Source organism: Glycomyces salinus (assembly GCF_016428645.1).
Lineage (GTDB): Bacteria > Actinomycetota > Actinomycetes > Mycobacteriales > Micromonosporaceae > Glycomyces > Glycomyces salinus.
Genome location: NZ_JAELXW010000018.1, coordinates 12,423 through 24,669 on the forward strand (window position 1 = coordinate 12,423; position 12,247 = coordinate 24,669).

11 protein-coding genes and 1 pseudogene are annotated in these 12,247 nt (G+C 71.5%); 5 read left to right on the top strand and 7 right to left on the bottom strand.

Features of this window, described 5'->3' with window-relative positions:
* The first annotated feature begins 42 nt into the window (after positions 1-42).
* From JFB92_RS07325 to JFB92_RS07335, 3 genes are all read left to right on the top strand, one after another.
* Positions 43-1,566 (top strand): RICIN domain-containing protein, encoded by a 1,524-nt coding sequence (locus JFB92_RS07325; protein WP_199036517.1) that lies wholly within the window; start codon positions 43-45, stop codon positions 1,564-1,566.
* A gap of 395 nt (positions 1,567-1,961) precedes the next feature.
* Entirely contained in the window at positions 1,962-3,863 is a 1,902-nt protein-coding gene (locus JFB92_RS07330) for a DEAD/DEAH box helicase (RefSeq protein ID WP_199036519.1), read from the top strand.
* Positions 3,863-4,438 carry an SWIM zinc finger family protein gene (locus JFB92_RS07335; protein WP_199036521.1) on the top strand — a complete coding sequence of 192 codons (576 nt, stop codon included), beginning with the start codon at positions 3,863-3,865 and terminating at the stop codon, positions 4,436-4,438. The genes JFB92_RS07330 and JFB92_RS07335 overlap by 1 nt, the downstream gene beginning before the upstream one ends.
* Here JFB92_RS07335 and JFB92_RS07340 read toward each other — a convergent pair.
* Complete coding sequence (locus JFB92_RS07340) at positions 4,435-5,085, bottom strand: HAD-IA family hydrolase (RefSeq protein WP_199036523.1); 651 nt, start codon at positions 5,083-5,085, stop codon at positions 4,435-4,437. The genes JFB92_RS07335 and JFB92_RS07340 overlap by 4 nt on opposite strands.
* A 96-nt stretch (positions 5,086-5,181) precedes the next feature.
* On the opposite strand from JFB92_RS07340, the pseudogene JFB92_RS26880 reads away from it, so the two are divergent.
* Positions 5,182-5,706: pseudogene (locus JFB92_RS26880) on the top strand (GNAT family N-acetyltransferase); the annotation flags it as partial.
* Positions 5,707-5,743: 37 nt separating this feature from the next.
* Positions 5,744-6,514, top strand: coding sequence for a class I SAM-dependent methyltransferase (locus JFB92_RS07350; protein ID WP_199036525.1), 771 nt, complete (start codon positions 5,744-5,746; stop codon positions 6,512-6,514).
* On the opposite strand, the gene JFB92_RS07355 is transcribed toward JFB92_RS07350, so the two are convergent.
* The 6 genes from JFB92_RS07355 to JFB92_RS07380 all read right to left on the bottom strand — a co-directional run bounded on the left by JFB92_RS07355 (position 6,495) and on the right by JFB92_RS07380 (position 12,198).
* A complete protein-coding gene (locus tag JFB92_RS07355; RefSeq protein WP_199036527.1) occupies positions 6,495-7,169 on the bottom strand; it encodes a response regulator in 675 nt (224 codons plus the stop codon). The genes JFB92_RS07350 and JFB92_RS07355 overlap by 20 nt on opposite strands.
* Positions 7,166-8,425, bottom strand: a complete 1,260-nt coding sequence (locus tag JFB92_RS26515) for a sensor histidine kinase (protein ID WP_199036529.1) — start codon at positions 8,423-8,425, stop codon at positions 7,166-7,168. The genes JFB92_RS07355 and JFB92_RS26515 overlap by 4 nt, the downstream gene beginning before the upstream one ends.
* 10 nt (positions 8,426-8,435) lie before the next feature.
* The gene (locus JFB92_RS07365) at positions 8,436-9,263 is read right to left on the bottom strand and encodes an ABC transporter permease subunit (RefSeq protein WP_199036531.1); all 828 of its coding nucleotides are present in this window, start codon (positions 9,261-9,263) and stop codon (positions 8,436-8,438) included.
* Positions 9,263-10,183, bottom strand: coding sequence for an ABC transporter ATP-binding protein (locus JFB92_RS07370; RefSeq protein WP_199036533.1), 921 nt, complete (start codon positions 10,181-10,183; stop codon positions 9,263-9,265). The genes JFB92_RS07365 and JFB92_RS07370 overlap by 1 nt, the downstream gene beginning before the upstream one ends.
* 119 nt (positions 10,184-10,302) lie before the next feature.
* Complete coding sequence (locus JFB92_RS07375; RefSeq protein ID WP_199036535.1) at positions 10,303-11,868, bottom strand: bifunctional 3'-5' exonuclease/DNA polymerase; 1,566 nt, start codon at positions 11,866-11,868, stop codon at positions 10,303-10,305.
* 54 nt (positions 11,869-11,922) lie between these two features.
* Positions 11,923-12,198: a hypothetical protein gene (locus JFB92_RS07380; RefSeq protein WP_199036537.1), complete on the bottom strand. Its 276-nt coding sequence runs from the start codon at positions 12,196-12,198 to the stop codon at positions 11,923-11,925.
* Positions 12,199-12,247 lie beyond the last annotated feature (49 nt).

Genomic DNA, 12,247 nt, shown 5'->3' on the forward strand with positions numbered 1-12,247 from the left:
ACTGGTCCCACGTACTTTATCGATCAACCAAGAGGTGTGACAGTGAAGCCCCTTGACGAGCGCGGCGCCCCCACCGCGCGGACCCCTCGCCGCCCCTGGCTCGGCGCGGCCCTGATCCTCGCTCTCGTCGCCGCCCTCCTCGGCGTCGCCCCGGCAGCTGGCGCCGGGGAGCGGCACGACTGCGAACCCGCGGCCCCCGACGGGCCCATGCTCGGCGAACTGGGCTCCCACGACCCGGCCCTGGTGGTCGGGTGCGACGGCGAACCCTGGTACGTCCTGGCCACCGGCTGGGAGGGCTACGCCGGCGGCGCCGTCCCGATCCGGCAGTCGCTCGACGAGGGCCGCTCCTGGCGCACAGTCGGATCGGTCTTCGACGGCATACCCGACTGGGTCTCCGAGGAGATCCCCGGCGTGTCGAACCTGTGGGCGCCGGCCGTCCACTTCGACAAGCGCTCGAAGACCTACTACGTCTACTACTCGGCCTCGACCTTCGGCTCCCAGCGGTCCCTGATCGGCCTGGCCACCAACACCACCCTCGACCCGTCCGACCCCGACTACGAATGGGTCGACCACGGCAAGGTCTTCGAATCCCACGAGGGCGACCCCTACAACGCCATCGACGCCGAGATCACCGTCGCCCACCGCGGCAAGCACTACATGACCTTCGGCTCCTGGTGGTCGGGCATCCACATCGTCGAACTCGACTGGCCCTCGGGCAAGGTCGCCGAAGGCGCCGAACCGATCCAGCTGGCCGCCGACCCCGAGGAGGGCCCCGAGGGCGCCTCGATGATCAGGCACGGCAGGCACTACTACCTGTTCATCTCGACCGGCGTCTGCTGCGCCGGAGCCGACTCGACCTACGCGATCGCCGTGGGCCGCTCGACCTCCCCGACCGGGCCGTTCCGGGACGCCGACGGAGTCGACCTGCGTGACGGCGGCGGCACCGTCGTCCTCCGAGAGCACGGCACCAACGTCGCCACCGGCGGGCAGAGCTTCGACCGCCGCCTGATCGCCTACCACTCCTACGACCAGGCCGGCGGCTTCGCCATGGGCGTCGAACGCCTGGAATGGAAGCGCGGCTGGCCGGTCCTGTCCGGCCCGGCCGGGGGCGGCGAGCCGAGTCCGGCGGTCGACCCCGACGCCTGGTACGAGATCACCAGCGCGCACTCCGGACTCGCCCTGGGCATCGAGGGCGCCTCGACCGAGGGCGGCGCGCCCCTGGTCCAGCAGACCCCCACCGGCGAGACCCACCAGCAGTGGCGATTCGTCTACTCCGACAACGGCTTCTACCGCCTCCAGAACCGCGCCTCGGGCATGGCGCTCGACATCTGGGAGTGGAACGACCAGCCCGGAGCGACCATCGCCCAGTGGGAGGACCTCAACGGCGTCAACCAGCAGTGGCAGGTAGGCCAGACCGGCGGCGCCGTCACCCTCCTCAACCGCTTCTCGGCGCTGTCGATGACGGTCTGGGAGGACTCCACCGAGCCCGGCTCGCGCATCAGCCAGGACGCACCGAGCGACTCGGCCTCGCAGCAGTGGCTCCTCGACGAGGTCGAGGGCCCCTAGGCGGTGTTTAAGGACCCCTGACGGCCGCTATCCGGCCGATTCGCCCGCTCGCTGCGTTGTCGGCCTTGCAGATCCAACCCCGGGATCTGGAAGGCCTTCCGCCTTGCGAGCGAACAAATCGACTCGGATACCGATTCGCCAGTGGTCCTTAAACACCGCCTAGCCTCCCCGAAGACCGAACGGGACGGCGACCGTTTCCTATATGAAATGCGCCGTCCCGTTCGGCGTTGAACACCCATAAAACGCCCAAAACCACCGCGCGCGTTTGGGATCGTGATCCAACCTGTGGCAAAATGGCTCGTCTGCTCTGCGAATGTAGGGTCCCGCAGGCACCCTCGGCGAAGCTTGCGAGCCGCAAATTGGCAGAGACGTCACCAGAACCCGTAGGAGCCTTGGTGCCACCCAGCCAACTGCACGCCACCTTCCTTCCCGACCTCGCCTCACCGGCCGACGGTCGGCTTCTCTTCTACGGCGGCGAGCACCCCCACCGCGCCGCCGGCGAACTCGGACTCCCCCCGGGCGACACCGCTACCACCCGCCTGTACCTGCAAGGAGACCTCACCGAGGTCACCGGCATCGCCATCCCCGCACGCTCGGTCCTGACCGCCCTGGCCCGCGTCGCCTCCCGCCCCGACATCACCCCCTCGGTCGCCGCCTGGGCCCGCGTCGCCGGAGCCGTCGCCGACGACAAATTCGACGACCTCGACAAGATCGCGAACGAACTGCCGCCCGAGGGCCACGCCGCACCCCACTCCGAGGACCACGTGTGGACCCGGGCCGCGGCCGTCGCCTCCTTCGTGGAGTCCTACACCGAGCTCCAGCGCTCCGACTCCGGCCTGAACCTGCGCCTCGTCACCGCCCAGCACACCGACCCCGGAGACGTCCGCGTCAACGCCGACCTGCGCCGCTACCAGGCCCACGGCATCGCCTGGCTCGAGGCCGCCGCCGAAGGCGGGGCCGGAGTCATCCTCGCCGACGACATGGGCCTGGGCAAGACCCTCCAGTCGATCGGCCTGCTCGTGCGCCGCGCCGGCGGCGCCCCCCACCTCGTCGTCTGCCCGACCTCGCTGGTCGGCAACTGGCAGCGGGAGATCGCCCGCTTCGCCCCCCAGCTGACCGTCCACCTCCACCACGGGCCCGGCCGCACCAAGCACGCCGAACCGCTCCTGGAGGCCGACGTCGTCGTCACCTCCTACTCGATCGCACTGCGCGACGTCAAACTCATCCGCTCGATCGCCTTCGACACCATCGTCATCGACGAGGCCCAGGCCATCAAGAACCACCGCTCCCGCACCGCCGGAGCCGTCCGCGACCTCACCGGGCGGGTCCGGGTCGCCCTCACCGGCACACCCGTGGAGAATCACCTGGCCGAACTGTGGTCGATCTCGGAGTTCGTCAACCCCGGCCTGCTGGGCGGGCAGACCGACTTCAAGCGCCGCTTCGCCGACCCCATCGAGATCGGACGCGACCCCGCCGCCGCCGCGCTCCTCCGCGCCCGCATCGACCCGGTCGTGCTGCGCCGCATGAAAGAAGAGGTCGCCGCCGACCTGCCCCCCAAGATCGAATCCACCGTCGCCTGCACCATGACCGACGAGCAGGCCGGGCTCTACAAGGAGACCATCCGCGAGGCCTTCGACGAGGGCCTGGGCGACGGCATCACCCGCCGCGGCCGCGTCCTCAAGCTGCTCACCAAGCTCAAGCAGGTCTGCAACCACCCCGCCCAAGCCATCGGCGTCCGCGAGGGCGACCTGGCCGAGCGCTCCGGAAAGCTCGACCGCGTCACCGAGATGCTCGCCGAGGTCGCCGACGAGGGCGCCAAGGCCCTGGTGTTCACCCAGTACCGGCAGATGGGGGAGATCCTCTCCGAGCACCTGCCCGCCGAACTGGGCGTGGACGCGCCGTTCCTGCACGGCGGCCTCGACCAGGCCGCCCGCGACCGGCTGGTCGACGAGTTCCAGGTCGGCGAGGGCCCGGCGATCCTCCTGGTGTCCCTGCGAGCCGGCGGCACCGGCCTCAACCTCACCGGCGCCTCCCACGTCGTCCACTACGACCGGTGGTGGAACCCCGCCGTCGAGGACCAGGCCACCGACCGGGCCCACCGCATCGGCCAGACCCAGACCGTCCACGTCCACAAGCTCGTGACCGCCGGAACCCTCGAAGAACGCGTCGACGAGCTGCTGGCACGCAAACGGGCCATCGCCGAGGCCGTGGTCGGCACCGGCGAGGACTGGCTCGGCGAACTCGACGACTCGCAACTGCGCAAACTCATCGAACTCGACGAAGGCGGAGGCTACTGATGAGCGACCCGTACGGCCGGACCTGGTGGGGACGCAAATGGTGGCGCGCCTTGGAGACCATCGGCCTGAACTACCCCGACCAGCGCATCGTCAAGGGCCGGTCCCTGGCCGGACAGGGCGCCGTCTCCGAGCTGGCCATCGACCCCGGCACGGTGTCCGGACGCGTCGCCGACGCGACCGGCACCTTCGAGTCGGCCATCCACATCCCCGTCTACGACGGCCCCACCTGGAACCGCGGCATGACCGCCCTGTCGCTCTCGCCCGCGTGCGTGGCCGGGCTCCTGGCCGGACGCCTGCCCAAACGCATCGACGACGTCCTGGCCGAGGCCGGGATGCGCCTGCTGCCGAAGAAGTACGTCGCCGAGCCCTACAACCGGATCGAGACCTCCTGCGACTGCGCCGACTCCCGCGACGTCTGCGCCCACATCATGGCCGTCGCGCTCGTCAGCGCCGCCAGGATGGACGACGACCCGTGGCTGGTCCTGCTCCTGCGCGGCGGCCCCACCCGCGACCTGGCCGGACGCCTCCGCGCGGCCCGAGTCGCCAGCATGGACGCCGCCCAGCCGGTCGCCTAGAGCACCACCCGCAGCTCCGCGCCGTCCGCGACCACGGCCGCCCCCGAAAGATCGGCCACGCGCGGCAGCCCCGCGGCGGCCCCGCCCTCGTAGGCGCCGACCACGACCGTCGCCGCACCGGCGGCCCGCCCGGCCAGCAGGCCCGCCTCGGCGTCCTCGAACACGACCGCCTCGCCCGCGCCGGCCCCGAGCGCCTTCGCGGCCATCCGGTACCCCTGCGGGTCCGGCTTCCCCGCGCTCACGTCGTCGGCCCCGACCAGCACCGCCGGCACCGGCAGACCGGCCGCGACCAGCCGCCGCCGCGCCAGCTCCCGCGGCGCCGAGGTGACCACGGCCCACCGGCCCGGCTCCAGCGACGCCAGCAGTCGCCCCGCACCGGGAACCTCCCTGATGCCCTCGGTCCGGTCCATCTCCTCATCCTCGATCCGCGCCGTCTCGGCGGCCGGATCCATGCCCGGGGTCGCGAACTGCTCGATCACCTCGACCGTCGGCCGCCCGCTCGAGACGGCCAGGATCGCCTCGGCGTCCAGGCCGTGCCGGGCCGCGAACCGCCTCCAGCAGTCCTCGACGACCTCCGCCGAGTCCACCAGCGTCCCGTCCATGTCGAACAGCAGCACCCGCGCGCGCAGCTCGGTCGGAGTGTCCATGCGCCTCTCCCATCGTGATCGACCCGCAACGGTACCAATCCCACGTGAACTCCGAATACGGTTGTGCGCCGGCCCGACCTCGCTTAGCGTCGGGGCATGGCAGAACTGATCGCCCCGACCGTCCGCCTCGCCGACTCCTTCGCCGAGGCGATCGAGGAGTTCATCGCCGAAGGCCGCGGCGGACCGGGCGACCACAGCCTCACCGGCGACCTGATCCGCAACTTCGCCCGAGGCGCCGACGGCGCCGCATGGGTGGCCGACTTCCTCGCCTACGAGCGGCGCTTCGAGACCCACCCGCCCGAGTACTTCGTGCCCATGACCGTCTACTGGTGGGTCGAGGTCGAGACCTACCTGGGCCGCATCTCCGTCCGGCACCGGCTCAACGACCGCCTCTTCGAGATCGGCGGGCACATCGGATACGATGTGCGGCCAAGCGCCCGCTGCAAGGGCCACGCCACAGCCATGCTCGCCGCGACCCTGCCCCGGGTGGCCGCCCTCGGCGTCGAGAAGGCCCTCATCACCTGTGACTACGACAACATCGCCTCGCGCAAGGTCATCGAACGCAACGGCGGCGTCTTCGAGGACCAGCGCGGCAAGAAGCTCCGATTCTGGGTGCCCACCGGACCAGGAGCCGAGCCCGACCACGGAGAACGCCCACATGCTCAAACGCGTCGATTACGACCGCACCCTCCACCCCGGCTACGCCCGCGGCCGCGCCCTGCTGCCGGTCAGCCGGGCCGCCTGGCTGCGCGCCTTCCGGATCCACGCCGGAGACGACCGCATCGAGATGATCCTCGACGTCGGCTCCGGCACCGGCCGATTCTCGCCGGTCCTGGCCGACGGCTTCGACGCCGACGTGGTCGGCGTCGAACCCTCGTTGCGAATGCGCGAGATCGCCCGGACCGAGTCGGCCCACCCGGCGGTCACCTACGCGGAGGGGTCGGCCGCCGACGTGCCCCTTCCCGACGGCGCCGCCGACCTGTCCCTGATGTTCCTGGTCTGGCACCACGTGCCCGACCGGGCCGCCGCCGCGGCCGAACTGGCCCGCGCCCTCGCCCCCGGCGCGCGCCTGCTGATGGCCACGACCTTCGCCGACCGGCTCAAGGACCTGCTGCTCTACCGCTACTTCCCGCGCACCCGCCAGATCGACGTCGAACTGTTCCCGACCCTCGCCGAGACCGTCGAGCTGTTCGACGCCGCCGGATTCGAGCACACCGCCCTGACCGAGGTCCGCCACCGCTCGGCAGAGAGCCTGGCCGAGTACGCCGCACGCCAGCGCCTGCGGGCCCTGTCGGTCTACGAGCACCTGACCGAGGCCGAATACGAGGACGGCATGGCCGCGCTCGAAGCCGACGCCGCCGCCGAGACCGAGCCCCGCCCGGTCGAGGCCGACTGCGACCTTCTGGTCCTCACTCGCCGTCCGGACTGACCAGCCCCGTGTTGTAGGCGAAGATCACCGCCTGCACCCGGTCCCGGGCCCCGATCTTGGCCAGGATCCGGCCCACGTGCGTCTTCACCGTCGACTCGGCCAGGTGGAAGCGCCCGGCGATCTCGGCGTTGTTCCAGCCCCGGCCGATCGCGGTCAGCACCTCGCGCTCCCGCTCGGTCAGCACCGCCAGCCGCTCGGCGGACTTGGCGTCCTCCGGCTCGCCGTCGACCGGGAACTGGTCGGCGAAGCGGTCCAGCAGCCGCCGCGTCAGCTTCGGGGCCACCACCGCGTCCCCGGCGGCCACCACCCGGATGCCCGTCAGCAGCTCCTCGGGCTGGGCGTCCTTGACCAGGAACCCGCTCGCCCCCGCCCGCAGCGCCGCGTAGGCGTACTCGTCCAGGTCGAACGTGGTCAGCACCAGGACCCGGCTGCGGCCGCCCGCGGCGATGATCCGCCGCGTCGCCTCGATCCCGTCCATGCCCGGCATGCGCACGTCCATCAGCACCACGTCCGGGGCCAGCTCGGCGGCCATGCGCACCGCCTCGGTCCCCGTCTCGGCCTCACCGAGCACCGACAGGTCCTCCTGGCTCTCGACCAGCATCCGGAAACCCATGCGCTGCAAGGGATGGTCATCGACGATCAGCAGTGTGGTCAAGGCCGTGACTCCTCGGTCGGCGTGGTCTGCGAATCCTGGTCCTGCCCGTTCCGGGGCAGCCACAGGGCCACTCGCCAGCCCCCGGCCGGCTGCGGCCCGGCCTCTATTGTGCCGCCGAAGGCCGAGGCGCGTTCGCGCAGTCCCGCCAGGCCCCGCATGGGCCCGGCGTCGGCGACCGCCGGTCCGGAGTTGCCCACCGACGCGGCCAGCCCGTCGTCCCGGTAGTCCAGCGTCACCTGTGCTCGGCGCGGCTCGGACGCGTGCTTGAGGACGTTCGTCAGCGCCTCCTGCACCGTCCGGTACACCGCCAGCTGCTGGTTCTCGGTCAGGTCCCACCGCTCGCCCGAGACCCGCACCGACACCGGCAGTCCCGCCTCCCGGACCCGCTCGATCAGCGTCTCCAGTTCGGACAGGCCCGGCTGCGGGGCCAGCTCGCCCACCTGGTCGGCGTCGTCGGCGTTGAGCACCGACAGGACCCTCCGCAGCTCCCCGAGCGCCTGGCGGCTGGTCGCCCCGATCGCCTCCAGCGCCTCCTTGGCCCGCTCCGGTGCGGCCGTGGCCGCGTACGCGCCCCCGTCTGCCAGCGCGTTGATGACCGCCAGGTTGTGGCCGATGATGTCGTGCATCTCCCGGGCGATCCGGGTCCGCTCGGCCGAGACCGCGTCCCGCGCGACCTGGTCGCTGACCGACTGGTGGAAGGACCGGCGGGTCTTGATGACGAGCGCGATCAGGGCCACCAGCCAGAATATGGTCGCACCGCCGAGTAGCGCCGTGGCCACCTCCGAGGCGTCGGCGTCGATGCCGGTCATCCAGATCTCCATCGAGGTCTGGACCGCCACGATCCCCGCCGCGACCCACATCAGGCGGGTGGACCGGCGCAGCACCAGGTTGAACAGGACGGGAACGAACGCGAGCGCGATCGCCGCGTCGACCGGCGCGGGTGCCTGCGGGCCCTCCGGCCGCCAGATGGACAGGTAGTACAGCGTGATCGGCACGTTCTGGCTGAGGAACACCGCGAAGGGGTACCGCCGCCGCCACACGACCGGCACCATCAGCATGAGGATCAGCGCGATCGCGAGGACCCGCTCGCCGGCGCCGATGTCGATCACGGCCGCGCCGATCAGGATCGCCAGCCCGACGACCGCCACCGGCCCGATGTCCCACCACAGCGGGTGCCGGGAATCGAATCCCCACACCCGCTGCAGCAGTCCCGGTTTCCTCGGTTTCACGGCCCGCCTGCCCGTCACTTCCGACACGTCGGCATTGTCACACGTCGCGGCGCCTGAGGAGGACGGCCGCGAGTCCGAAGGTGACGACGATCCAGATGCCCATCCAGGTCCACGACTCGCCGAGCGTCAGATTCGCTCCGGCGGTGTCGGACATCGACAGGGTGTTGACGACCTCCCCGGGCGTGTAGGGGACGGCGTCGGCGACCCACTGCCACGGCAGCATCGTCGCCAGCTGCGGCAGGATCATGATCACGCCGATGTAGAAGGCGATCGACCCGGCCGAGTTGCGCAGGATCGCGCCCAGGGCCAGACCGAGCAGGCCCAGGTAGGCGATGGTCGCCACGTACCCGGTGAGCACCCGCAGCGTGGTGGCGTCCGACAGGCTCGCCCCGCCCAGGTCGGTGCCGCTGAGGATCGCTTGCGTCCCATAGAAGGTCGCCAGCACCACCGCCGAGTAGACGCCCACGACGACGGCGGCGAACACGGCCGCCTTCGCCCACAGCACGCCGGTCCGGCGCGGCGCGGCCGACATCGTCGAGCGGATCGACCCGGTCGTGTACTCCCCGGTGATGAACAGGGCCCCCAGCACGGCGATGAACACCCCGCTGAGCAGGAACCCGAACAGGACGTCGCCCGGGGCCATGCCGAAGCCGTCCGCGCTCGGGTCGTAGTTGGCGCTGTAGTCGGCCGAGACGGCCACTGCGATCCCGGCCCCGAACAGGGCCGCGCAGACCAGCACGATCCAGCTCGACCGCAGCGACCAGAACTTGGTCCACTCGCTGCGCATCAGGCCGAAGGCGGTGAGCCGGTAGTCCGAGGGCGGGGTGTAGACCGCCCGGTTCTCAATGAGCGTCGCGGAGGTCATCAGGCCGCCACTCCTTCCTTGCTCTGCTGGTACTCGACCGAGTCGGCGGTGATCTCCATGAACACGTCCTCCAGGGAGGCGCGCTGGGTGTGCAGCTCGTGCAGCACCAGTCCGTGGGCGGCCGCGGTCTCGCCGATGAAGGCCGACCCGGTGCCCCGGACCTCCAGCACCCCCGACTCGGGACTGGTGATGGACACGCCCGGCCCCTGGAGGCGTTCGGCCAGCGCCGCGGCGTTGGGCGAGACGACCTTGACCGCGCCGCCGCCGCGGCTCTCGACGAAGTCGTCGACGGTGGTGTCGGCCAGGAGCCTGCCCTGCCCGATGACGACCAGGTGCTCGGCGGTCTGGGCCAGCTCGCTCATCAGGTGCGAGGACAGGAACACCGTCCGGCCCTCGGCGGCCAGCCGCTTGAGCAGCTGCCTGATCCAGCGGACCCCGTCGGGGTCCAGGCCGTTGACCGGCTCGTCCAGGATGAGCACGGCCGGGTCGCCCAGGAGGGCGACGGCGATGCCGAGCCGCTGCCCCATGCCGAGGCTGAACCCGCCGACGCGCTTGCCGGCGACGTCGGACAGGCCCACCATGTCGATCACCTCGGACACCCGCCGCTTGGGGATGCCGTGGGTGTGGGCCAGCGCCAGCAGGTGCTTGTACGCCGACCGGCCGGCGTGCACCGACTTGGCCTCCAGGAGCGCCCCGACCTCGGTCAGGGGCGCCCGGAACCGGTCGTAGCGCTGGCCGCCAACCCGGACGGTCCCCGAGGTGGGGGCGTCGAGGCCGACGATGGTGCGCATCGTGGTCGACTTCCCGGCGCCGTTGGGGCCGAGGAAGCCGGTGACGGCACCCGGCTTGACGGTGAAGCTGAGGTCGTCCACGGCGGTCTTCTTGCCGTAGCGCTTGGTCAGGTGCTCGATTTCGATCATGGACACGACGTTACGGCCGCCGCCGCCCGGTTCCATCGGGCTCGGGCCTGAACTTCGCGGCCCCCGGTCATACCCCGGTACTACGCCGCGAGTAGTCCCGACGCCCCACCGCGCCCGCGCTACTTGGCCTCGGCATAGGTGTCGACGGTCTTCGGCCGCAGCGGGATCCGCACCGGCACGTCCCCGAACAGCGTCCGGGTGGCCCCGGCCGCGGCCTCCTCGATCGCCGCCGAGACGGCCTCGGCGTGCTCGGCCCGGCAGTGGACCATCACCTCGTCGTGCAGGAAGAACACCAGCTCGCCGAGGCCGTGCTCGTGCAGCGACCGCCGCAGCAGCGCCAGCACCACGTTCGCCCACTCGGCGGCGGTGCCCTGGACGATGAAGTTGCGGGTGAACCGGCCCCGGCCCCGGGCGACCTGCGTGCCGTCCTCGGAGTTGAGCCGCTTCCACCACTTGTCGCCGGGGACAGGCACGGTGCGGCCGAGCCAGGTGCGGACGACGCCGCCCTTCTCGCCGATGCGCGCGGCCGACTCGACCCGGTCGAACGCGGCCGGGAACCGCTCGCGCATGAGCTGCACGAGCGCGGCCGCGTCACCGGCGGTGCCGCCGTACATCGCCGAGATCAGCGCGATCTTCGCCTTCGACCGCTCCCCGCCGAGGTCGGGCGCCAGCTCGGTGTAGACGTCGTCGGCGGCGGTGGCCGCGATCATCGCCTCGTCGCCGCTGATGGCCGCCAGCAGTCGCGGTTCGAGCTGGGCCGCGTCGGCGACGACCAGCTTCCAGCCCGGCTCGGCGCGGATGGCCGCGCGGACGGCGTGCGGCATCTGGAGCGCCCCGCCGCCGTCGGTGCCCCAGCGTCCGGTGTCGGCCGACCCGACCGCGTAGACCGGCCGGAACCGTCCCTCTGCCACCCACTCGTCGGCCCAATTCCAACCGAACGCCGTCCACACCCGCGCGTGCTCGCGGTAGACCTTCAGTGCCCCGACCGCCGGATGGTCGATCGAGTGCAGCTCCCAGGCGTGCGTGGTCTTGACGTTCAATCCGGCCGCGTGGAAGGCCGCCAGCACCTGCTTGGTCGAGTCCGGATTCAACTGATGGCCGAACGCCTCGGTCACCTTGTCAGCGAGGGCCTGGAGCTTGCGCGGCCGCATGCCCTTGGTGGGACGGGGCCCCAGCAGCTCCCGCAGGAGCTCGTCGTGGACGGCCACGTCGAACGGCACGCCGGTGCGGGCCATCTCGGCCCCGACCAGAGCGCCGGCCGACTCGGCGGCCAGCAGCGTCTCCAGCCCGGGAAGCCCGGCCGACCGCAGCCGCCGCCGCTGGTCGAGCCAGGTCGCCTGGAGGCGGGTGAGCAGGGCCGGGCCGTCGACCGGTTCGGGCTCGCGCTCGAAGAGCGTCCCGGCGTCCGGATCGGACTGGGCCACCGCGGCGGGCGGCTCGTGCTGCTCGACACGCGAGAGGATCCGCTCGGCCAGCCGCAGGTCCCGGCCCCGGCACAACCGCGCGCCCGCCGCCAGCAGCGGCGGATAGTCGCGGGCGGTGTCGGCCAGCACCCACCGCGGAGCCTGGTCGGCCTCGGCCGACGCCACCGCTTCGGCCAGGTCCGAGTGGTGGCGCATCTCCCCGCCGGGCAGGGACATCGTCCAGCCGTCCCCGCCGCGACCCGGCACCAGCGCTACCTCCACCCCTCCAGCCAAGCACGGCCCACCGACATCCGCAGGTGCCTCGTCCGGCTGCCTTCAGTCGCGGGTGGTCTTGCCGCTGATGGTGGTGCCGGGTTTCCTGCTCAGCAGCGCGAATGAGTCCCTGTCGAACTCGCGACCCAGATGAGCCCAGTCGGCGGCGCCTTCATGGCGGTCGGCGGTCTCGGTGATGATCTGGTGAGCGAGTGCGTCGGCTTCGCGAAAGCTCAGTCCTTCGGGCAGATTGAGGCGGAGCATGTAGCGTTCATGCTCGAACAGTTCGCCGAGCGCACGCTCGCTGTATTCCAAGTCGTCTTCGTAGAAGTCGCCCATGCTCGAACAGTTCGCCGAGCGCACGCTCGCTGTATTCCAAGTCGTCTTC

Coding starts and splice junctions, on each gene's coding strand:
- JFB92_RS07340 (WP_199036523.1), bottom strand. CDS start 5,085: ATGGACACTCCGACCGAGCTGCGCGCGCGGGTGCTGCTGTTCGACATG.
- JFB92_RS07380 (WP_199036537.1), bottom strand. CDS start 12,198: ATGGGCGACTTCTACGAAGACGACTTGGAATACAGCGAGCGTGCGCTC.
- JFB92_RS07335 (WP_199036521.1), top strand. CDS start 3,863: ATGAGCGACCCGTACGGCCGGACCTGGTGGGGACGCAAATGGTGGCGC.
- JFB92_RS07370 (WP_199036533.1), bottom strand. CDS start 10,183: ATGATCGAAATCGAGCACCTGACCAAGCGCTACGGCAAGAAGACCGCC.
- JFB92_RS07350 (WP_199036525.1), top strand. CDS start 5,744: ATGCTCAAACGCGTCGATTACGACCGCACCCTCCACCCCGGCTACGCC.
- JFB92_RS07365 (WP_199036531.1), bottom strand. CDS start 9,263: ATGACCTCCGCGACGCTCATTGAGAACCGGGCGGTCTACACCCCGCCC.